This is a genomic window from Sinomicrobium pectinilyticum, assembly GCF_003725735.1.
Taxonomy (GTDB): Bacteria; Bacteroidota; Bacteroidia; order Flavobacteriales; family Flavobacteriaceae; genus Sinomicrobium; species Sinomicrobium pectinilyticum.
Genome location: NZ_RJTM01000028.1, coordinates 39,348 through 58,712 on the forward strand (window position 1 = coordinate 39,348; position 19,365 = coordinate 58,712).

Annotated in this window: 21 protein-coding genes and 3 tRNA genes; 9 read left to right on the forward strand and 15 right to left on the reverse strand. The window is 45.1% G+C overall.

Translation table 11 applies throughout. The features are described from left to right. Window positions 1–38: 38 nt before the first annotated feature. The 3 genes from ED312_RS05105 to ED312_RS05115 all read right to left on the reverse strand — a co-directional run bounded on the left by ED312_RS05105 (window position 39) and on the right by ED312_RS05115 (window position 440). A tRNA-Leu gene (locus ED312_RS05105) sits at window positions 39–122 on the reverse strand. Window positions 123–131: 9 nt separating this feature from the next. Then, window positions 132–207: transfer RNA gene (locus tag ED312_RS05110), tRNA-Lys, on the reverse strand. Window positions 208–367: 160 nt separating this feature from the next. Next, window positions 368–440, reverse strand: a tRNA-Lys gene (locus tag ED312_RS05115). 178 nt (window positions 441–618) lie between these two features. On the opposite strand from ED312_RS05115, the gene ED312_RS05120 reads away from it, so the two are divergent. Then, window positions 619–1,134 (forward strand): shikimate kinase, encoded by a 516-nt coding sequence (locus tag ED312_RS05120; RefSeq protein ID WP_123214934.1) that lies wholly within the window; start codon window positions 619–621, stop codon window positions 1,132–1,134. A gap of 3 nt (window positions 1,135–1,137) precedes the next feature. Here the strand turns inward: ED312_RS05120 and ED312_RS05125 are convergent, their stop codons facing one another. The 3 genes from ED312_RS05125 to ED312_RS05135 form a co-directional block, all read right to left on the reverse strand. Beyond that, window positions 1,138–1,635 (reverse strand): phosphoribosyltransferase family protein, encoded by a 498-nt coding sequence (locus ED312_RS05125; protein WP_123214976.1) that lies wholly within the window; start codon window positions 1,633–1,635, stop codon window positions 1,138–1,140. Between the two features lie 64 nt (window positions 1,636–1,699). Then, window positions 1,700–2,368, reverse strand: a complete 669-nt coding sequence (locus ED312_RS05130; RefSeq protein ID WP_317125661.1) for a methyltransferase domain-containing protein — start codon at window positions 2,366–2,368, stop codon at window positions 1,700–1,702. Continuing rightward, a complete protein-coding gene (locus ED312_RS05135; RefSeq protein WP_123214936.1) occupies window positions 2,331–2,720 on the reverse strand; it encodes an RNA-binding S4 domain-containing protein in 390 nt (129 codons plus the stop codon). The genes ED312_RS05130 and ED312_RS05135 overlap by 38 nt, the downstream gene beginning before the upstream one ends. 78 nt (window positions 2,721–2,798) lie before the next feature. Between ED312_RS05135 and ED312_RS05140 the strand changes: the two genes are divergently transcribed. Then, on the forward strand, window positions 2,799–3,527 hold the full coding sequence (locus tag ED312_RS05140) for an FKBP-type peptidyl-prolyl cis-trans isomerase (RefSeq protein ID WP_123214937.1): 729 nt from the start codon (window positions 2,799–2,801) through the stop codon (window positions 3,525–3,527). Between the two features lie 89 nt (window positions 3,528–3,616). Here the strand turns inward: ED312_RS05140 and ED312_RS05145 are convergent, their stop codons facing one another. The 3 genes from ED312_RS05145 to ED312_RS05155 form a co-directional block, all read right to left on the reverse strand. Beyond that, complete coding sequence (locus tag ED312_RS05145) at window positions 3,617–4,216, reverse strand: outer membrane beta-barrel protein (RefSeq protein ID WP_123214938.1); 600 nt, start codon at window positions 4,214–4,216, stop codon at window positions 3,617–3,619. Between the two features lie 97 nt (window positions 4,217–4,313). After that, a complete protein-coding gene (locus ED312_RS05150) occupies window positions 4,314–5,267 on the reverse strand; it encodes a transketolase family protein (protein WP_123214939.1) in 954 nt (317 codons plus the stop codon). Between the two features lie 100 nt (window positions 5,268–5,367). Beyond that, the gene (locus tag ED312_RS05155; RefSeq protein ID WP_123214940.1) at window positions 5,368–6,213 is read right to left on the reverse strand and encodes a transketolase; all 846 of its coding nucleotides are present in this window, start codon (window positions 6,211–6,213) and stop codon (window positions 5,368–5,370) included. 250 nt (window positions 6,214–6,463) lie between these two features. On the opposite strand from ED312_RS05155, the gene tgt reads away from it, so the two are divergent. The 7 genes from tgt (at window position 6,464) to ED312_RS05190 (ending at window position 14,317) form a co-directional block, all read left to right on the forward strand. Beyond that, window positions 6,464–7,594, forward strand: coding sequence for a tRNA guanosine(34) transglycosylase Tgt (tgt, locus tag ED312_RS05160; protein ID WP_123214977.1), 1,131 nt, complete (start codon window positions 6,464–6,466; stop codon window positions 7,592–7,594). 25 nt (window positions 7,595–7,619) lie between these two features. Next, the gene (locus ED312_RS05165) at window positions 7,620–8,696 is read left to right on the forward strand and encodes an LptF/LptG family permease (protein WP_123214941.1); all 1,077 of its coding nucleotides are present in this window, start codon (window positions 7,620–7,622) and stop codon (window positions 8,694–8,696) included. Continuing rightward, on the forward strand, window positions 8,683–9,621 hold the full coding sequence (locus ED312_RS05170; protein ID WP_123214942.1) for a DMT family transporter: 939 nt from the start codon (window positions 8,683–8,685) through the stop codon (window positions 9,619–9,621). Before ED312_RS05165 ends, ED312_RS05170 begins: the two co-directional genes overlap by 14 nt. Window positions 9,622–9,707: 86 nt before the next feature. Beyond that, on the forward strand, window positions 9,708–10,661 hold the full coding sequence (locus ED312_RS05175) for an acetyl-CoA carboxylase carboxyltransferase subunit alpha (RefSeq protein WP_123214943.1): 954 nt from the start codon (window positions 9,708–9,710) through the stop codon (window positions 10,659–10,661). Between the two features lie 194 nt (window positions 10,662–10,855). Further along, entirely contained in the window at window positions 10,856–12,427 is a 1,572-nt protein-coding gene (dnaB, locus tag ED312_RS05180) for a replicative DNA helicase (protein ID WP_123214944.1), read from the forward strand. Window positions 12,428–12,630: 203 nt separating this feature from the next. Continuing rightward, window positions 12,631–13,848 carry an asparagine synthetase B gene (locus ED312_RS05185; protein WP_394342849.1) on the forward strand — a complete coding sequence of 406 codons (1,218 nt, stop codon included), beginning with the start codon at window positions 12,631–12,633 and terminating at the stop codon, window positions 13,846–13,848. A gap of 46 nt (window positions 13,849–13,894) precedes the next feature. After that, complete coding sequence (locus tag ED312_RS05190) at window positions 13,895–14,317, forward strand: secondary thiamine-phosphate synthase enzyme YjbQ (protein ID WP_123214946.1); 423 nt, start codon at window positions 13,895–13,897, stop codon at window positions 14,315–14,317. Between the two features lie 9 nt (window positions 14,318–14,326). Here ED312_RS05190 and ED312_RS05195 read toward each other — a convergent pair whose 3' ends face one another. The 6 genes from ED312_RS05195 to ED312_RS05220 all read right to left on the reverse strand — a co-directional run bounded on the left by ED312_RS05195 (window position 14,327) and on the right by ED312_RS05220 (window position 19,353). Then, window positions 14,327–15,151 carry an HAD family hydrolase gene (locus ED312_RS05195; protein WP_123214947.1) on the reverse strand — a complete coding sequence of 275 codons (825 nt, stop codon included), beginning with the start codon at window positions 15,149–15,151 and terminating at the stop codon, window positions 14,327–14,329. Between the two features lie 431 nt (window positions 15,152–15,582). Next, window positions 15,583–15,927: a 50S ribosomal protein L20 gene (gene rplT, locus ED312_RS05200; RefSeq protein ID WP_123214948.1), complete on the reverse strand. Its 345-nt coding sequence runs from the start codon at window positions 15,925–15,927 to the stop codon at window positions 15,583–15,585. A 125-nt stretch (window positions 15,928–16,052) separates the two neighbouring features. Further along, window positions 16,053–16,250 (reverse strand): 50S ribosomal protein L35, encoded by a 198-nt coding sequence (gene rpmI, locus ED312_RS05205; protein WP_123214949.1) that lies wholly within the window; start codon window positions 16,248–16,250, stop codon window positions 16,053–16,055. A 28-nt stretch (window positions 16,251–16,278) separates the two neighbouring features. After that, entirely contained in the window at window positions 16,279–16,842 is a 564-nt protein-coding gene (infC, locus tag ED312_RS05210) for a translation initiation factor IF-3 (RefSeq protein ID WP_123214950.1), read from the reverse strand. A 28-nt stretch (window positions 16,843–16,870) separates the two neighbouring features. Further along, window positions 16,871–18,811, reverse strand: coding sequence for a threonine--tRNA ligase (gene thrS / locus ED312_RS05215; protein WP_123214951.1), 1,941 nt, complete (start codon window positions 18,809–18,811; stop codon window positions 16,871–16,873). 164 nt (window positions 18,812–18,975) lie between these two features. Further along, window positions 18,976–19,353 (reverse strand): nuclear transport factor 2 family protein, encoded by a 378-nt coding sequence (locus ED312_RS05220; protein ID WP_123214952.1) that lies wholly within the window; start codon window positions 19,351–19,353, stop codon window positions 18,976–18,978. Window positions 19,354–19,365 lie beyond the last annotated feature (12 nt).

A 19,365-nucleotide genomic window follows, 5' to 3' on the forward strand; every position in this document is an offset into this window, starting at 1 on the left:
AAAGAAACCCCTAGGTAAACAGGGGCTCGAAATAAGAGTGCTCACGACTGGATTCGAACCAGCACGTCCTTGCGAACACCACCCCCTCAAGATGGCGTGTCTACCAATTTCACCACGTGAGCAAAAATTCGTGGTGACCTGGCTGGGGCTCGAACCCAGGACCCTCTCCTTAAAAGGGAGATGCTCTACCAGCTGAGCTACCAGGTCAATTAGATTAAATTATTTGTTGTATAATGTAAAGAACACTTACTGCGGTCTGTTTTCTTACGGGAGACCAAAAATTCAGATTTTACAGTGACCTGGCTGGGGCTCCCTTCGACAAGCTCAGGGTAAACCTTCTCGCCCGGATCATATAGTAATAATCGTGTGACCTGGCTGGGGCTCGAACCCAGGACCCTCTCCTTAAAAGGGAGATGCTCTACCAACTGAGCTACCAGGTCATTCAAAGAATCGCCTTTTCAGGCAGATTGCCCGCCGTTGCTGGCGGTAAGCCTCCTTCTCGGTAGGCGGGTGCAAATATAACATCAATAATTTATTTTTCAAGGCGATTTTAATATAAATTTGTCTTTTTTTTAGAAGTGAAGTATAATGTATTGTATTTAAATAGATTAAAGTTTTATGGTAATTGTATTGATTGGATATATGGGGAGCGGTAAAAGTGCCGTAGGAAGGAACCTCGCCGAAAAGTTGTCCCTGAAATTTGTGGATATGGACGATTTTATCGAAGAAAAGGAGCAAAAAAGTATCCCGGAGATTTTTCGGGACAAGGGAGAAATATATTTTCGCAAGGCAGAGAGTCATCACCTGGAAGCGCTTTTTGCCGGCTCCGGGGACATGGTTGTTGCTCTTGGTGGCGGTACGCCCTGTTACGGCAGTAATATGGAGTATATACAGGGAACTACGGATAAAGTTGTCTATCTGAGAGCATCTGTGGAGGAGCTTACTGCCCGTCTTGAGAAGGAAAAGGAACACAGGCCTTTAATAGAGCATCTTTCCGATAGCGAACTGGAAGAGTTTATACGAAAACACCTTTTCGAAAGAAACTTTTTCTACCTGAAGGCCAACTACAGTGTAAAAGTAGACGGACGCCCCGTGGAAACCATATCGGATGAAATTATATCGAGAGTGGTATAGATGTTATTGCAGGTAAGCAACATTTTCCTCTTCACCGAATTCCACACTGACGTGTTCCTGGAGAGAGGTGGAGAGGGAAATGCCCTTGAAGTCCGCTTTGATGGGGTAACGTTTGTGGTTCCTGTCTATGAGAACTGCGGTCTTTAATTTTTTAAGAGGTACGTTTAGGAAGTGCTTAACCCCGTATATTAATGTGGCACCCGAATTAAGGACATCGTCAATCAGTACGACGGCCTTGTCCCGGTAAGCGCTTTCCGGAAGGGAGGTTTTAACCGGGTTTGTTGGGTTTACCTTGTCTACCGTAACTTCACAGAGGGTTATGTTGATATCGGAGATATCGCCTAATACGGCAGCGATCTTTTCCGCAAAAGTCAGGCCGGCGGAAACAATACCAGCTACAACAATCTCGTCTTCATCTACAAAAGTTTCATATATCTGGTAAGCGATTCGTCGTATTTTGTGTTCTATTTCTTCGTGCCCGAGGATCTTATTCTCCGTAATGGTCATAACTTTTCTGTTTGATAGGAAACAACAAATTTACCGATTAAAATGACATGCACAGTATTCAGGCCGAAAAACTCTTTTGGTCTTCGGGACTGTTTTTGTGTTTTTTCGGACGGAGTATAAAGAAGAGTTCCCTGCCTTCTCTCGGTTTTATGGAGTTGTAGCAGTGTTCCATAACGACTATATTGAAATAGGGGGAAAAACAATCATAATATTCCTGTTTATCACCGCCGAAAGGAGGGCCTTCTCCGGTCAGTGGGAAATCGAACAGCAGTCCTGCCAGTTTTCCCTCCGGGTGAAGTAATTGATACATTTTTCGCGCATATTCCCGCCTGGCTTGCGGCGGAATAGCACAGAAGAAAGTCTGTTCCAGGATAAGGTCAAAAGACATGTCGAGGTCAAAGAAATCCCGATGGATCAGCTGGGTTTCCGGGAAGTCCGGGACACGTTCTTTAAACCGCAATAGCGGCGGTAAGGCAAAATCCAGGACATGGACGTTCTTAAAGCCGTTCCGGAAGAGATATTCCGCCTCATGGCCGTTTCCGGCACCCGGGATGAGTATTTTCCGGTCCTTGTCGTCCAGTTGGTCCACATAGGCCTTTATCGGGGCGGATATAGTACCGATATCCCAGCCATCCGAACCCGAATGGTAACGATCTTCCCAGTATTTGCCGGTGGTAATATCCATAGTACTATTCCAGGTCAAGATCATCCGGATCGTTCTCCACATAGTCGTCAATATCCCTCCGGTCTTTTTTGGTAGGCCTTCCCGTTCCTTTTTTGCGATAATGCTCCTTGGCATATTTCAGGAGTTCCGCATTCTCAAAAGCTTCCGGCGGGGTAGTATCTCTCCGGTAAATATCGGTGAGTTTTGCGCCGACCCGGCTTGCAGGGATATCCAGGACGATGAGTTCGTAGTTGATCTGGTTCTTCCGGAGTTTAATCTTATCAGCAGGGAAAACCTCCCTGGAAGGTTTGACGGTCTGGCCGTTTACTTCCACATGTCCTTTTTTACAGGCTTCGGTGGCAATATTTCTCGTCTTATAGTAGCGGACACACCACAAATACTTATCAATACGCATACGCTAACGGAAAATCTACGTTAATTAATAAAAACAAATTTACAGAAAATTGTATCTTGCGCATTCAATTTTTTAACAATGATGAAGATAAACAGACTAGGTTTGGTTGTAATGGGAGCGGTGGTTCTCTTGGGGGCATGTAGAAACGATGATAACGGAGGTGGTGTCGAAGTCCGGGACCCTGCCGAAGTGGCTGCGGAAAATGATGCGACTATAAGAGAATACCTGAGCACCCACTTTTATAACTATGAAGAGTTTGAAGCTTATAAAGACTCTGCGTATGTTGACAGCACAGATTTTGATTTTAAGATCGTTATTGATACCATTGCCGGGGAGAACAGTGACAAAACCCCGCTGATGGACCAGGTCACGGAAAAGACCATAGCAGTGGAGCTCTCGGCAGACGAGACGCTGGACCATAAAATGTACTATCTCGTGGCCAGACAGGGAGACAATGACAGTATTCCTGCTACCAAAAGTACGGACTCTACATTGGTAAGGTATAAGGGTTTTTTGCTGAATGATTTTATCTTTGATAACAGCAATACACCGGTATGGTTTAACCTGTCCAATAATATCCGAGGTTTCCGTGAATTTATGCCTGCATTGAAGTCAGGTGGAGAAATAAATATCAATGAAGAGGATGGCACTTATGTTATTAGTGGTAATTATGGCATAGGAATGGTATTTATGCCTGCCGGATTAGGGTATTATTCCGGTTCCGGTAGTATTCCGGCCTATACTCCCGTAGCTTTTACCGTTGATCTTTTGAGGGTGCGGGAAATAAAAGAGGAAGAAGAGGATTGATCCAGGTCCGGAAAAAAGAAAAATAAAAAACGGTCTGAAAATCCAATTCAGACCGTTTTTTTGTTTCTTATCAGACGGATATAGCCTCGTTAAAACTTATAAGACAGGCCAAAAATAACCTGATTGGGCCTGCTGTCTATTGTAATGTCACTGTTGGTATTGTTTCGTACAATTTTGGCTTCGGAATCGGAAAGTCCCCTTTCCCACCGGACATCGAGGCCGAGGCTGCCGAATTCCACACCGAGCCCCATCTGCATACCCAGGGTAAAACTATCTGTATCGATATCCTGAATATCTTCTGCATCAAAATCCGAGTCCACTACAAACTGGAAAGAAGGCCCGATAAAGGCATGCGCGAAACCGAGGAATTTTTTACCGATAAGGATCGGTACATCGAGTTTTTGCAGGTCAAAATTTCCTTTGTTACCCTGATATTCGTATTCGCTGCTGATCTGGGTATACATAAATTCCGGACGCAGGTACAGCCCTATGATAGGTACATCCCCGCGGAGCCATACTCCGGCGTGAAATCCGGCTTTTCCTTTTCCGCCATCCAGAATATCTTCTGCCTGATCTTTGAGGTCTCCTGTCTTGTTGTAGTTAAAACCGGCCTTTACACCAAAGTCGATTTGGGAAAACCCGGCAGCGCTTACAAAAAGCATAGCAATAATTAAAAGCGATCTTTTCATAGGTAGGATTTAATTCCCGGAGTATATAATTTTAACCCGGGATGGTTAATAAATAATTACCTTTTTCAGCAGACATATTCTTTTGCTAAAGAAAAGTCTACTTTCTCTTCAGTACCTTTTCAACGGCTTTTTCTATCGCTTTATTGTTCAGGCCGTATTTTTCCATGAGTTGGGCAGGTGTTCCGCTTTCTCCGAAAGTATCGTTCGTGGCTATGAATTCCTGGGGAGCCGGCTGGTTTTTGACCAGGACCCTTGCTACGCTTTCACCCAGTCCGCCATAGTAGTTGTGCTCTTCTGCCGTAACTACGCAACCGGTTTTGGCAACAGATGCCAGTATGGCCTCTTCGTCCAGCGGTTTTATGGTGTGTATATTGATAACTTCGGCAGAAATGCCTTTTGCTTCCAGGGCTTCGGCGGCAAGGAGGGACTCCCAGACCAGGTGACCGGTAGCAATGATGGTTACATCCGTACCTTCGTTGAGAAGAATGGCTTTTCCTACTTCGAATTTTTGATCTTCGGGTGTAAAGTTGGCTACGCTGGGTCTTCCGAAACGGAGGTAAACAGGTCCTTCGTGTTCTGCGATGGCTATGGTAGCGGCCTTGGTCTGGTTGTAATCACATGGATTTATTACGGTCATGCCCGGAAGCATTTTCATGAGTCCTATGTCTTCCAGGATCTGGTGTGTTGCCCCGTCTTCTCCCAGGGTAAGCCCCGCATGGGAAGCACATATTTTTACATTCTTACCGGAATAAGCAATAGACTGGCGGATCTGGTCATAAACCCTTCCGGTGGAAAAGTTGGCGAAAGTACCGGTGAACGGTATTTTACCGCCTATGGTAAGCCCTGCGGCCATTCCCATCATATTTGCTTCGGCAATACCAACCTGGAAAAAACGTTCCGGGTTCTCATCTATAAATTCCTGGATTTTTAAGGATCCTATAAGGTCGGCACAAAGAGCCACCACATTGGGATTGGTACGGCCAAGGACTGTCATCCCCGCTCCGAATCCGCTTCTGGTGTCTTTTTTTCCTGTATCTGTATATTTTTTCATTTTGGTTTTTCTGTTTAATGGATTTTAAGGAACAGTACATCATCATAGAGACGCATGGTCTCCTCTGATTGAGACGCACGGCCGTGCGTCCGTACACGGATCAATAATCCCCTAAAGTTTCCGGGTTTTGGGCCAGGGCTTTTTCTAATTGCTCGTCATTGGGTGCTTTACCGTGCCATGCGTGTGTGTACATCATGAAATCCACACCGTGGCCCATTACCGTATGAAGTAGCACACATACCGGTTTTCCTTTTCCGGTTCTGGTTCTGGCTTCTTTCATACCGTTTATTACGGCTTCTATATTATTGCCTTCTTTAATTTCCATGACATCCCATCCGAACGCTTCGAATTTGGTTTTGAGGTCGCCCATGGGAAGTACGTCATCTGTTGCTCCGTCTATTTGCTGACCGTTGTAATCTACGGTGGCAATATAATTGTCCACCTTATATGCAGCGGCATACATAATGGCTTCCCAGTTTTGTCCTTCCTGTAATTCACCATCACCGTGCAAGCTGTATACCAGGTGGTTGTCCTTGTTCAGTTTTTTGGCAAGGGCAGCCCCGATGGCCACGGACATTCCCTGTCCGAGAGAACCGGAAGCTACACGTATACCGGGAAGGCCTTCGTGCGTGGTAGGATGCCCCTGAAGGCGGGAATCTATCATCCGGAAGGTGCTGAGCTCTTCTACCGGGAAGTACCCTTTTCGTGCCAGTACGCTGTAGAATACCGGAGAAATGTGCCCGTTGGAAAGGAAGAAGAGGTCTTCACCTATACCATCCATATCAAATTCATCTTTCAGTTCCATGATCTCGTTGTACAGGCTTACGAAAAACTCCGTACAACCCAGAGACCCTCCGGGGTGGCCGGAATTTACCTTGTGGACCATCCGCAAAATATCCCTGCGAACCTGTGTTGATAAGTCGTTTAGTTGTTGAATATTAGACATTTTTAATAGTTGAAATTATTCCCTGGCAAAAATAAACTTAAAATAAGCTTCCCACAAAAGTTTTCCGTGTTAGTTTTCAGGGTTTCACAAATTATTTGTTGGATTTAGCCGGAAGCACGAAGTCCGAAGCCTGAAGTTGGAAGTTTGGAGTGCGAAGTCCCGTTATACAAACTCCTAACTTCGTGCTTCCGGCTTCAAGCTTCGTACTTTAAAATATTCCTATCTTTGCCGATTGATTGATATTGTTTTTATGAAGTTCGAGTTACAAGCAAACGATCCTGCCAGTAAAGCCAGGGCAGGGAAGATCAGTGCAGGGCACGGGGTGATCGAAACTCCTATTTTTATGCCAGTGGGTACCGTGGCATCCGTAAAGGGAGTGCACCAGAGAGAGTTACGGGAAGATATTAACCCGGACATCATCCTGGGGAATACCTACCATCTTTATCTCAGGCCTCAGACGGAGATCCTGGAAAAAGCAGGAGGCCTGCACAAGTTTATGGGATGGGAGAGGAACATACTTACCGATAGCGGCGGATACCAGGTATATTCCCTGTCAGCTAACAGAAAAATAAAGGAAGAAGGTGTGAAGTTCAAGTCACACATAGATGGTTCGTATCATTTTTTCTCTCCGGAAAGCGTAATGGAAATACAGCGGAGCATCGGGGCCGACATTATTATGGCCTTTGACGAATGCACCCCTTACCCGTGCGATTATCGTTATGCACAGCGCTCCATGCATATGACACACCGGTGGCTCGATCGCTGCGTGGAACACCTGAAAAAAGTACCCGCAAAATACGGGTATGAACAGTCTTTGTTCCCTATTGTTCAGGGATCGGTTTACAAAGACCTCCGGGAGCAGTCTGCGGAATACATTGCCGGGGTCGGGGCAGACGGCAATGCCATAGGGGGATTATCCGTAGGAGAACCGGCTGAAGAAATGTATGCCATGACCGAAGTGGTCTGCAAAATACTGCCTGAAGATAAGCCCCGCTACCTGATGGGGGTAGGGACCCCCGTGAATATTCTGGAGAATATTGCACTGGGAGTGGATATGTTCGACTGTGTGATGCCTACGCGGAATGCACGTAACGGAATGCTATTTACGGCAAATGGCATCATCAATATAAAGAACAAAAAGTGGGAAGATGATTTTTCGCCGGTAGATGAAATGGGGGTCACTTTTGTGGATACACAATATTCCAGGGCGTATTTGAGGCATCTTTTTGCAGCAAATGAGTATCTTGGCAAACAAATTGCTACCATACATAACCTCGGCTTTTATCTGTGGCTGGTGCGTGAGGCGCGGAAGCATATCCTGGCAGGGGATTTTTACGCCTGGAAAAATGCTATGGTACCGAAGTTGGGGCACAGGCTTTAGTAATGGAAAATAATATATAGATATAGTGAAAATATTAGATTGGTATATTATTAAAAGGTATCTCGGAACCTTTACGGTGATGCTCCTCCTTTTTATTCCTATAGGGATTATGATAGATCTCTCGGAAAAAGTCGGTAAAATGATCGAACAGGAAGCACCTACCTCGGAGATTGTCATATATTATATAAACTTCACCTTTTATTTTGCCAACCTGCTGTTCCCCATATTTCTCTTCCTGTCCATAATATGGTTCACTTCCAAGCTGGCCAATAATACGGAGATAACGGCCATATTGAGCTCGGGGGTACCTTATACCCGTTTTCTCCGGCCCTATATCGTAGGGGCGGCTCTCGTAGCCATAATGGCTTTTGTTATGGGGATGTTTATTGTGCCTTCGGCCAGTAAAGGCTATAAGGAATTTTATTATAAATACCTGAAAAAGGGGAAGCAGGACCGTGAGACCACCAATCTCTACAACCAGATCAACGATAACGATTATATCTATGTGAGTAGCTTTGACCCGCGAAATAAGATAGGGTATAATTTTACCCTGGAGCATTTTGAGGGCGAACAGCTCATATATAAAATATCTGCCCGCAATATCCGGTGGATAGAAAAGGACAGTACGTACCGGTTGTCTTCCTATATAAAGCGGAAAATAGGGGAAACCGATGATATACTGCAGAAGGAGAGCAGGCTGGATACCGTCTTTTCCTTTAATCTGGATGACCTGACGCCGGTATCGTACATAGCAGAGACCAAAAACCTTTTCGAACTGAATAAATTTATTGAAAAGGAGCGGAAGAAAGGATCGTCCAATATAAATACATATCTCCTGGTTAAGTACAAGAGGTGGGGGCTGCCGGTATCGGCATTCATACTTACCATCATTGCGGTAGCCGTATCCTCCAAGAAAAAACGGGGAGGAATGGGGATCAATCTTGCTCTTGGGATTGCCCTGGCCTTTATTTTTATATTTTTTGACAGGATATTCGGTACCATGGCAGAGCAATCGGGATTTTCTCCTCTGCTCGCAGCAGCCTTACCCAATATTTTATTCGGAATACTAGCCATCTATCTGCTGAACAATGCTAAACAATAATCAGAAGAACTACCTCCACCTGCATTTCATAGTGTTTATCTGGGGGTTTACGGCAGTGCTGGGGGCCCTGATCTCTGTCGAAGCCATTCCGCTGGTATGGTACAGGATGTTTATAGCCACCTTTTTTGTCGGTGGGTATATATGGTACAGCGGTTTTTCCCTGCGGGTACCGGGAAAAACAGTGCTCGCCTTTATCCTTGCGGGAATTGTACTGGCCCTGCACTGGGTAGCTTTTTTTAAGGCAGTTAAAGTCTCTAATGTATCCGTAACTTTGGCGATGATATCAACAGGGGCACTTTTTACCTCGATCCTGGAACCCATATGGTACAAACGAAAGGTCATATGGCATGAAATTGTTCTGGGGCTGGTGGTCATTCTGGGACTATACCTTATTTTTAAAGTAGAATCTTCCTATATCGAAGGCATTGTGCTTGCCCTTATTGCCGCTTTGCTGTCTTCGGTATTTTCGCTCCTGAACGGAAGGTTTGTAAGACAGTACCGTCCGTCTGTCATTTCTTTTTATGAATTGCTGAGCGGTGTCGGTTTTCTTTCCCTTTTTATGGGGGGAGAAGTCTTTACCGGGGAATTTTTCAGGCTTGCCTCCCGCGACTGGCTTTATCTCTTTGTGCTTGCTTCGGTATGTACGGCTTATGCCCTGATATCTTCTGTTAAGGTTATGAAATACATAAGCCCGTATACGGTGATGCTAACCATTAATATGGAACCGGTTTACGGCATATTGCTGGCCTTTATGGTCCTGGGGGACAGCGAGAAAATGAATCCCCAGTTCTATATCGGTGCCGTAGTTATTCTCGCTACCGTACTGGCCAACGGTATATTAAAACACCGGGAAGGTATAAAGAAAGGAAAAGCGGACGGACCGGGTAACGACGTAGGAGCTTCCCCGGATGTGGGAATGTGTTAAGGTGTATAAATAATGGTTTGCCCATAAATTGTACACAAAAAAATCCGTAAGTTTGTAGGCTGAATCGAATCAAAATTTAATTGATAATGGAATATTTGGATTTTGAATTACCTATCAAAGAACTAGAGGAACAACTATCCAAGTGCAGGGTTATCGGGGAAGAGAGCGATGTGGATGTCACCGAAACCTGTAAGCAAATAGACAAGAAGCTTACACAAACCAAAAAAGAAATATACAAGAACCTTACGGCATGGCAACGCGTTCAGTTGTCACGCCACCCTTCAAGGCCTTATACTCTCGATTATGTTAGGGCCATATGCGGGGATACTTTCCTGGAACTGCACGGAGACCGTACCGTAAAGGACGATAAGGCTATGATAGGAGGTCTTGGTAAGATCGACGGACAGAGCTTTATGATTATCGGCCAGCAAAAAGGTTACAATACCAAAACAAGGCAATACAGGAATTTTGGTATGGCCAATCCGGAAGGATACCGTAAAGCCCTGCGGCTTATGAAAATGGCAGAAAAGTTCGGAATTCCGGTCGTCTGTCTTGTAGATACTCCCGGTGCTTATCCCGGAATTGAAGCAGAAGAAAGAGGACAGGGAGAAGCTATCGCCCGGAATATCATGGAAATGACCCGCCTGAAAGTCCCTATCATTGTTGTTATCATCGGAGAAGGCGCCTCCGGTGGGGCACTCGGGATCGGTGTGGGAGACAGGGTGCTCATGCTGGAAAACACATGGTATTCGGTAATATCACCGGAATCCTGTTCGTCTATTTTGTGGAGAAGCTGGGAATATAAAGAACAGGCAGCCGAAGCTTTAAAACTTACGGCCAAGGATATGAAGAAACTACACCTGGTAGATGATATTATAAAAGAACCCCTCGGAGGTGCGCATTCCGACAGGGAAAGCACTTTCAAGACCGTTGCCCAGGTCATTCTGGAGAACTACGAAGAACTGAAAAAACTGAGCCCGGAAGAACTCGTGGAAGAGCGTATGGAAAAATATGCCAGCATGGGTGTGTTTAAAAATTAGTTCATCTAAAATATCAACCGCCATAATCCCTTTTCCGGGGGATAAGGATACAAACCGAAGTAAAGAACTTCGGTTTTTTTTACGTTATGAACATAAAGTCGTAACTTGTTAACAGCTTAAATGTTGACGAGGAGTGAATATTAAGTAGTCCTAATTATTTAATAGTTAAAACAGCATTTTCTACATTCGCGTTTATGGAAAAAACAGGCCCTGTGTCAGGAATTAAAATTGAAAAAGCGCCCGTAAGTTCGGGCAGATCGGGAATAATATCCCTGGAAAAAGGAAAAATACCTCCTCAGGCCCTGGAATTGGAAGAAGCGGTGCTCGGCGCCATGATGATCGATAAGAAGGGGGTGGACGAGGTGATAGATATTCTGCACCCGGATGCCTTTTATAAAGAAGCGCACCGGTTTATTTACGAGGCTATCGTAAAGCTGTTTGAAAATACGGAACCTATAGACCTGTTGACCGTATCTTCACAGTTAAAAAAAGACGGTAAACTTGAGCAGATAGGAGGAGATTACTACCTTATACAGCTCACCCAAAAAGTGTCTTCTTCTGCACATATTGAATTTCACGCACGTATTATCCTGCAAAAATTTATCCAGAGGAGCCTTATTAAAATTTCTTCGGAGATCATAGAGGAGGCTTACGATGAAACTACGGATGTCTTTGATCTCCTGGACAGTGCGGAAGCCAAGCTGTACGAGGTAACCCAGGGTAACATTAAAAAATCTTCCGAAACGGCGCAAAGCCTTGTTATGCAGGCCAAGAAGAAGATCGAGGAAATATCCAATAAAGAAGGTTTGAGCGGTATTCCTTCCGGGTTCGATAAACTCGATAAACTTACCTCCGGATGGCAGCCCAGTGACCTTATTATCGTTGCGGCGCGCCCGGGTATGGGTAAAACTGCGCTAACCCTGTCTATGGCCCGGAACATTGCGGTAAATTCCGATATTCCCGTGGCGTTCTTTTCCCTGGAGATGTCTTCCGTACAGTTGATTACCCGTCTTATTTCTTCCGAGACCGGCTTGTCTTCGGAGAAACTGCGTACGGGAAAACTCGAAAAACACGAGTGGGAACAGCTTAACGTAAAGGTGAAATCGCTCGAGAAAGCACCTTTGTTTATAGATGACACCCCTTCGCTATCCATATTCGACCTCAGGGCGAAAGCCAGGCGGCTTGCGTCGCAGCACGGTATCCGGATGATTATTATCGATTACCTTCAGCTGATGACTGCCGGGGGAACACAAAAAGGGGGGAACCGCGAACAGGAAATATCTACCATATCCAGGAACCTCAAAGCACTTGCAAAGGAACTGGATGTACCGGTTATAGCACTGTCCCAGCTTTCCCGCGCGGTGGAAACCCGTGGCGGAAGTAAACGCCCCCTGCTTTCCGACCTCAGGGAATCCGGAGCAATTGAACAGGATGCGGATATTGTTGCCTTTATTTACCGCCCGGAATATTATAAGATAGAGGAATGGGACGATGAGGAGCGTACTCCTACCCAGGGACAGGGTGAATTTATTGTGGCCAAACACCGTAACGGGGGATTGGAAAACATCCGTCTGAAGTTTATCGGGCACCTCGGTAAGTTCGATAACCTGGATGATTTTGACTCTCCGTTCGAATTCCAGTCCAAGATGAACGCTTCCGAAGATGACGGTTTTAATCCCGGGGCTCTCCCGAGTGCGGAAGATGCTTTCGGAAGTTCGATGAACGAAGGTCCGGCACCTGATGATGACAGTGACGTACCGTTCTAAAAAAAATATACATATAAAGAATAAAAACGGCGTGTTCCGGGGATTAATTGTAACTATACCCGGAACACGCTGTTTTTAATGCCGGGAATCTTCCCGGTATAATTTCCAAACGTTTTCCGTAACTTTGAAACTAAACCTTATTTATTATGCGTTTCGGCTTATCTGTTTACAGGTTGTTTTTTATCCTCGTCCTCCTATGCAGCATGTCTGTCCACGCTTCACGTATACTGATTCCTATGGATGCGGAATATCAGAAGAACCATCTCAAGGCATACGGAATGGCCTACTGGACACTGTCGGAGAATTTTAAAGTGCAGTGGCTGCTCAACTATCGCGGAGGTTCCTTTCTTATGCCCGACACGGAAGAGATACGGAAAGAATGTACTATACGCGGGGTGTCCTATGAGGTACTGTCCGATGCCAAGGCGGAAAGCATTCTCGGGGAAATAAGCAGTCCTGCCAAAAATCAGGAAGCTGTAGTATTGGAAAAAGCACCGAAAGTGGTGGTATATTCACCCAAAGATAACCCGCCATGGGACGACGCGGTGACTATGGTCCTTACCTATGCCGAAATTCCGTATGATGTGGTCTATGACGAAGAAGTGCTCGCGGACCAATTACCGATGTACGATTGGCTGCACCTGCATCACGAGGATTTTACCGGCCAGTACGGGAAATTTTACAGGGCATATAAAATGGCACCCTGGTACATCCAGCAAAAGAAGGAGGCGGAAGAACGTGCAGCCAAACTGGGCTTTGATAAAGTATCCGATTCCAAACTGGCCGTAGCCCTGAAAATACGCGATTTTGTTGTGGGGGGCGGATTTATGTTTGCCATGTGCTCTGCTACCGATAGTTTTGATATAGCGCTCTCGGCAGAAGGCGTAGATATATGTGAACCTATGTTTGACGGCGATCCTTCCGATCCTGATTACCAGTCTAAAATAGATTACGATAAGACCCTTGCTTTTACGGGCTTTACCCTGGAACGCGATCCGAATGTCTATGAATTCTCTTCCATCGATATGACAGACCGCCGCAGGATAGCCAAAGAGGTAGACTACTTTACGCTCATGGAATTTTCAGCCAAATGGGACCCGGTCCCCACTATGCTCTGCCAGAACCATACGGCGCTGATCAAGGGGTTTATGGGACAGACCACCAGTTTCAACGGAAACGAGATCAAGTCGCCCGTATTGATACTGGGTGAGAATAAGGCTAACGGTGAGGCCCGTTATATCCACGGGGTAAAAGGAAAAGGTTTTTTTACCTTTTACGGCGGACATGATCCGGAAGATTACCAGCACAGGGTAGGAGACCCCAAAACAGAACTGGAACTGCACCCGAATTCTCCCGGGTACCGGCTCATCCTTAATAATATCCTTTTCCCGGCAGCAAAGAAAAAGAAACAGAAGACCTGATCGGGGCGTACAGGCAAATTATTCACTCTTAAATTACCATACAGATATGTTTTTTTTGCAGGAAGAGATACAGCTTAAACCAAGGAAAAGGGGTTTTCATCTTATTACACAGGAAATACTGAATGCGATGCCCCGGATACGGGACATACAGAGGGGGCAGTTGCAGGTTTTCATAAAGCATACTTCCGCAGGACTGACCATCAATGAAAATGCCGATCCTTCCGTGCGGAAAGATTTTGAGAGTTTTATGAACGCTGCAGTACCGGAAAACGAACCTTATTATGTGCATACCCAGGAAGGGCCGGATGATATGCCTGCCCACATCAAAGCGTCGCTAATGGGAAGCTCCGTTGAGGTGCCTATAAGCGCAGGAAGGTTAAACCTGGGCGTATGGCAGGGAATTTACCTTTGTGAACATCGTAACCATGGAGGCAGCAGAAGCATTGTCATAACCGCTTTCGGAGTGTGATGAAGGCGCCTATTGGCCGGATATTGCCATTCTCTTCGCTTCCAGGAGTTTTTCCAGGATATGCTCTACACCGTTATTGTCGTTGCTGAGTGTTCTGTACCGGGCAGCATTCAATACGTTCTGGTGGGCATTTTCCATGGCATAACTGAAATATGCCTGCTCCATCATTTCCAGGTCATTGTTGTAGTCGCCGAAAACCAGTGTTTCTTCCCTGGTAACATTTAGTTTCTCCTGAATAAGTCTCAGAGCGTGGCCTTTGTTGGCATCCTGGCTGGAGATATCGAGCCAGTATTCTCCGGATACTTTTACCTGCAGGGTTTCTTCCAGGTGACGGACGTGGGGGTATATGTTCTTTTCGGAGCCCCCGAAGCTGTATACGGCTATTTTAAGGAACTCATCTCCTTCGATATTGTTGAGGTCGGGCACTTTAGTGAATTCGTGGTAATATTCGCGGAACATGTCGTGAAATGCAATATTCTCCGTTTCTATGTATGCCCTGTCTTTCCCGCATATCACAATATAGGCATCTTCCAAAGGCCGGATCAGGGTAATGGCATCCCGCACTACGGAGAGGGAAAGAGGCGTTACCAGGAGTTCTTTTCCCCGCTGTTTGGCTATGGCTCCGTTTTCCGCAATAATGGTGATATCGTCTGCAATAGAATGAAGTTTATCGGTTATACTGTGGTATTGGCGCCCGCTGGCAGCGACAAAATGAATATGGTGCTGCTTAAGCTCTTTGAATATTTTGAAGAACTTCTCGCTGACGTTGTTTTGCGAATTCAGTAAAGTGCCATCCATATCGGTGGCTATAAGTTTTATTTGTGATAAATCCATTGTATAGCAATTTTAAAGTATCAGATATAAAGTAGCGGGCTTTGAAGCCGGGAGCCCACGGTTATAAAATTCACTTATGGTGTTTGGTGTTTTCAAAGGTGGTTGTTTTTACATTCATGGGTATTGTCTGGCCGTTCTTTTGATATCAGCAGGGCAAAATATTCCCAATCGTATATAGTTGTCCGGGATTTAGAAATGGCTGAATTCCGGAACTGTAAACATATATTTTAAATGTGTTTTTGTATAATTTACAACTTTTGCAGCCGGCTTGTTTTAAACTCCAAAGGTAAGGATAATGTATGTTATGGTTGTTAAATGCTTGTTATTTCCGGTTTTGAAAATCAGCGGGATGAGCATATCCGAAACCACCAATAAAAAATCCGGCCTTTTTGGCCGGATTTCAATAAGCGAAATATGTTGTTAATAAACGTTTATTTTACTTTGTCTACGATTGCCTTGAAAGCTTCCGGGTGGTTCATGGCCAGATCGGCTAAAACCTTACGGTTTAGTTCGATGTCGTTGGCTTTTACTTTACCCATGAACTGAGAGTATGACAATCCGTGTAGTCTGGCCCCGGCATTGATACGGGTAATCCATAAAGCACGGAAAGTTCTCTTTTTGTTCCTGCGGTCTCTGTACGAGTACAGCATTGCTTTTTCAACCGCATTTTTGGCAACGGTCCAAACGTTTTTACGTCTTCCGTAGTAGCCTTTTGCCTGCTTCATTATTTTTTTTCTGCGGGCTCTCGATGCTACTGAATTTACTGATCTTGGCATAATTTTTTGTTTTTTGTAGCAGGCGTCCGGTAAACGGTACTTTTAAAATGGCTTCTGTACTTGGTATTCGAAACCTATTTTGCCTGACTCCAGGGTTATACAATAATACGAACCGTAAAGAACAATTATTTTAAACGTAACTGTTCTTTAATGTTGTTAACATCATTTTCATGTACCAGGGTACTATGCGTTAACGCAAGCTTACGCTTTTTGCTTTTCTTTGTCAGAATGTGGCTTTTAAAAGCGTGCTTTCTTTTGATTTTACCAGAACCGGTCAGCTTAAAACGCTTTTTGGCGCTGGATTTGGTTTTCATCTTAGGCATAATTCCTAAATTATTTTGATTATTTCGCTTATTTCTTACTCTTCTTCGGAGCGATAAACATGGTCATTCGTTTACCTTCCAGTTTGGGCATCTGTTCTACCTTTCCGTACTCTTCCAGGTCCTGGGCCAGCCGGAGAAGTAAAATTTCTCCCTGGTCCTTATACACGATAGATCGTCCCTTAAAGAAAACATACGCCTTTAGTTTGGCACCGTCTTTCAGGAATTTTTCCCCGTGTTTCTTTTTGAACTCGTAGTCGTGTTCGTCGGTTTGGGGGCCAAAACGAATTTCTTTAACTATTATCTTGGTAGCTTTTGCCTTTAAAGCCTTTTCGCGTTTTTTCTGTTCGTAAAGGAATTTTTTATAATCCGTAATCTTACAAACAGGAGGGGCAGCTTTAGGTGAAATTTCAACCAGGTCCAGTCCAAGCTCTTCTGCTTTGGCCAGGGCCACTTTGGTTGGATATATGCCTACTTCTACATTGTCTCCCACCAGGCGAACTTCCGGTACACGGATATCCCTGTTAGTCCGGTGCGGATTCTTGTCCTCTCTTTGGTTAGGACGGTTTCTGTTGAATCTTCTTTTAATTGCTATGGCTTACAGATTTTTAATTAAACTTCGTTTAAAATTGTTTTAAAGTTCGGTTTATTTCGTTTTCTACTATTTTGGCGAATGCATCCACCGTGATGGTCCCTATGTCACCTTCACCGTGCTTTCTAACCGAGATGGTGCCTTCTTTTTCTTCGTTTTCACCGACAATGAGCATATAAGGGATTTTCTTCATTTCAGCTTCCCTTATTTTCTTGCCGATAGTCTCATTTCGGTGATCTACCAGGGCGCGAATTTCGTAATTTTCTAATAAACTTAAAACTTTTTCGGCATATTTTTCATATTTCTCACTGATAGAGAGTAGGATAGCCTGTTCCGGCATCAGCCATAACGGGAAGTTCCCCGCCGTATGCTCCAAAAGTATGGCCACAAAGCGTTCTATACTTCCGAAAGGTGCCCTGTGTATCATTACCGGGCGGTGTAATTCGTTATCACTGCCCTTATAAGAAAGGTCGAAGCGTTCCGGCAGGTTGTAATCCACCTGTATGGTACCTAATTGCCAGCTTCTCCCGAGAGCGTCTTTAACCATAAAGTCCAGCTTCGGGCCGTAGAAAGCGGCTTCTCCTGTTTCTATTACGTAATTCAGCCCTTTTTCTTTGGCTGCATTCAGAATGGCGTTTTCAGCCTTTTCCCAGTTTTCGTCACTACCGATGTATTTCTCCGGATTTTCCGGATCGCGAAGCGACACCTGGGCGGTAAAATTCTCAAAACCGAGCGAACCGAAAACATACAGCACCAGGTCAATGACACTCTTGAATTCGTCATCGAGCTGATCCGGGGTACAGAAAATATGCGCATCGTCCTGGGTAAAACCCCTTACCCTGGTGAGACCGTGTAATTCACCGCTTTGTTCATAACGGTATACCGTACCGAACTCCGCATATCTTTTAGGGAGTTCTTTGTAACTCCACGGCCTTGCATTGTATATTTCGCAATGGTGAGGACAGTTCATCGGTTTCAACAAAAATTCCTCACCTTCATGCGGGGTGTGAATAGGCTGAAAACTGTCTTCCCCGTATTTGGCATAGTGCCCGGAAGTCACGTATAGTTCTTTTTGCCCGATATGCGGAGATACTACCTGCTCATATCCGGCCTTTTTCTGTGCTTTTTTGAGAAAGTTCTCCAGGCGCTCACGCAGTGCGGCACCTTTAGGTAACCACAAAGGTAATCCTTGGCCTACTTTCTGGGAAAAGGTGAACAGTTCCAGTTCTTTTCCCAGTTTTCTGTGGTCCCTCTTTTTGGCTTCTTCCAGTAAATGGAGATATTCCGTAAGGTCCTTTTGCTTCGGAAAGGAGATACCGTAGATCCTGGTCAGCTGTTTGTTGTTTTCGTCTCCTCTCCAGTATGCCCCGGCAGTATTAAGGAGCTTTACTGCCTTAATGATCCCGGTATTGGGAATATGCCCGCCGCGACAGAGGTCGGAAAATGTGGAGTGGTCACAGAAAGTAATGGTCCCGTCTTCCAGGTTTTCGATAAGCTCTACTTTGTATTCGTTACCCTGTTTTTTATAATAGTCCAGTGCTTCGGCCTTGGTTACCGAGCGCATGTTGTAATCGTATTTTCCCCTGGCGATTTCAAGCATTTTCTTTTCGATATCAGGGAAATCCTTATCAGAGATGGTTTTATCCCCCAGGTCCACATCATAGTAGAAACCATTGTCTATGGCTGGCCCTATGGTGAGTTTTACACCAGGGTAAAGCTCTTCCAATGCCTGTGCCAGTACGTGGGCGGAGGAGTGCCAGAAAGCTTTCTTACCTGCATCATCGTTCCAGGTATACAATACGAGATTACCATCTGTGGTCAGCGGGGTCGCCGTTTCCACTGTTGTACCGTTAAAACTTGCAGAAATAACGTTGCGCGCCAAACCTTCGCTGATGCTTCTGGCAACGTCCATAGGAGTGGAGTTTTCAGGGAACTCCTTTACAGATCCGTCGGGTAAGGTAATCTCAATCATTAATTTTAAGTTTTAAGGTGCAAAGATAAGGGGAAGTAAGCAAGCGTGCAATATAAGTCCGTGTTTAAAATCAATGCCCGAAAGCGGAGGTAAAAGCTGGTAATAAGTGCTTTAATCGTTATGTTTTCAGGGTGTTATGTCCCGGGGATTTGCTTTTGTAATCTCTAGCTCTCATCTCTCAGGTGTATTATTTTTCCTTCTGCAAAGGTAAAAACGGATTTTCCGTCCAGTTTTACGATATCACCCTCCTTCGGGCCGTCGGGTAAATCACAGGCAATGATCCCTGTATAGCTGATGCTTACGGTGATGTGGTTTTCTTCAGTGTGGAAGCCGGTAATGACCTGCTCTCTTTCCCTGAAGAGCCGGGCGGCTTTCCCGGCTTGTTCCCCGAATGCGGAAATGCCTTGGGTAGTAAGGGTTATTTCGCCTCCATGGACATTCTCAAACCTGATGTCCGCGTGCAGTTCATTCAGCATGCCGTCAATATCAAAACGATTGTAGGCGTTGATGTAGTTTTCAATAATTTTTTCCTGGTAGGTCATAGATCCGGAATT

What these genes read in the sequence shown, in the direction of transcription:
- dnaB (WP_123214944.1), top strand. Translation starts at nt 10,856, where the DNA reads ATGGAAAAAACAGGCCCTGTGTCAGGAATTAAAATTGAAAAAGCGCCC.
- rplT (WP_123214948.1), bottom strand. Translation starts at nt 15,927, where the DNA reads ATGCCAAGATCAGTAAATTCAGTAGCATCGAGAGCCCGCAGAAAAAAA.
- ED312_RS05155 (WP_123214940.1), bottom strand. Translation starts at nt 6,213, where the DNA reads ATGTCTAATATTCAACAACTAAACGACTTATCAACACAGGTTCGCAGG.
- ED312_RS05120 (WP_123214934.1), top strand. Translation starts at nt 619, where the DNA reads ATGGTAATTGTATTGATTGGATATATGGGGAGCGGTAAAAGTGCCGTA.
- ED312_RS05130 (WP_317125661.1), bottom strand. Translation starts at nt 2,368, where the DNA reads ATGTGGAGAACGATCCGGATGATCTTGACCTGGAATAGTACTATGGAT.
- ED312_RS05190 (WP_123214946.1), top strand. Translation starts at nt 13,895, where the DNA reads ATGTTTTTTTTGCAGGAAGAGATACAGCTTAAACCAAGGAAAAGGGGT.
- rpmI (WP_123214949.1), bottom strand. Translation starts at nt 16,250, where the DNA reads ATGCCTAAGATGAAAACCAAATCCAGCGCCAAAAAGCGTTTTAAGCTG.
- ED312_RS05150 (WP_123214939.1), bottom strand. Translation starts at nt 5,267, where the DNA reads ATGAAAAAATATACAGATACAGGAAAAAAAGACACCAGAAGCGGATTC.
- ED312_RS05185 (WP_394342849.1), top strand. Translation starts at nt 12,631, where the DNA reads ATGTCTGTCCACGCTTCACGTATACTGATTCCTATGGATGCGGAATAT.
- ED312_RS05170 (WP_123214942.1), top strand. Translation starts at nt 8,683, where the DNA reads ATGCTAAACAATAATCAGAAGAACTACCTCCACCTGCATTTCATAGTG.
- tgt (WP_123214977.1), top strand. Translation starts at nt 6,464, where the DNA reads ATGAAGTTCGAGTTACAAGCAAACGATCCTGCCAGTAAAGCCAGGGCA.
- ED312_RS05175 (WP_123214943.1), top strand. Translation starts at nt 9,708, where the DNA reads ATGGAATATTTGGATTTTGAATTACCTATCAAAGAACTAGAGGAACAA.
- ED312_RS05195 (WP_123214947.1), bottom strand. Translation starts at nt 15,151, where the DNA reads ATGGATTTATCACAAATAAAACTTATAGCCACCGATATGGATGGCACT.
- thrS (WP_123214951.1), bottom strand. Translation starts at nt 18,811, where the DNA reads ATGATTGAGATTACCTTACCCGACGGATCTGTAAAGGAGTTCCCTGAA.
- ED312_RS05140 (WP_123214937.1), top strand. Translation starts at nt 2,799, where the DNA reads ATGATGAAGATAAACAGACTAGGTTTGGTTGTAATGGGAGCGGTGGTT.
- ED312_RS05135 (WP_123214936.1), bottom strand. Translation starts at nt 2,720, where the DNA reads ATGCGTATTGATAAGTATTTGTGGTGTGTCCGCTACTATAAGACGAGA.
- ED312_RS05220 (WP_123214952.1), bottom strand. Translation starts at nt 19,353, where the DNA reads ATGACCTACCAGGAAAAAATTATTGAAAACTACATCAACGCCTACAAT.
- ED312_RS05145 (WP_123214938.1), bottom strand. Translation starts at nt 4,216, where the DNA reads ATGAAAAGATCGCTTTTAATTATTGCTATGCTTTTTGTAAGCGCTGCC.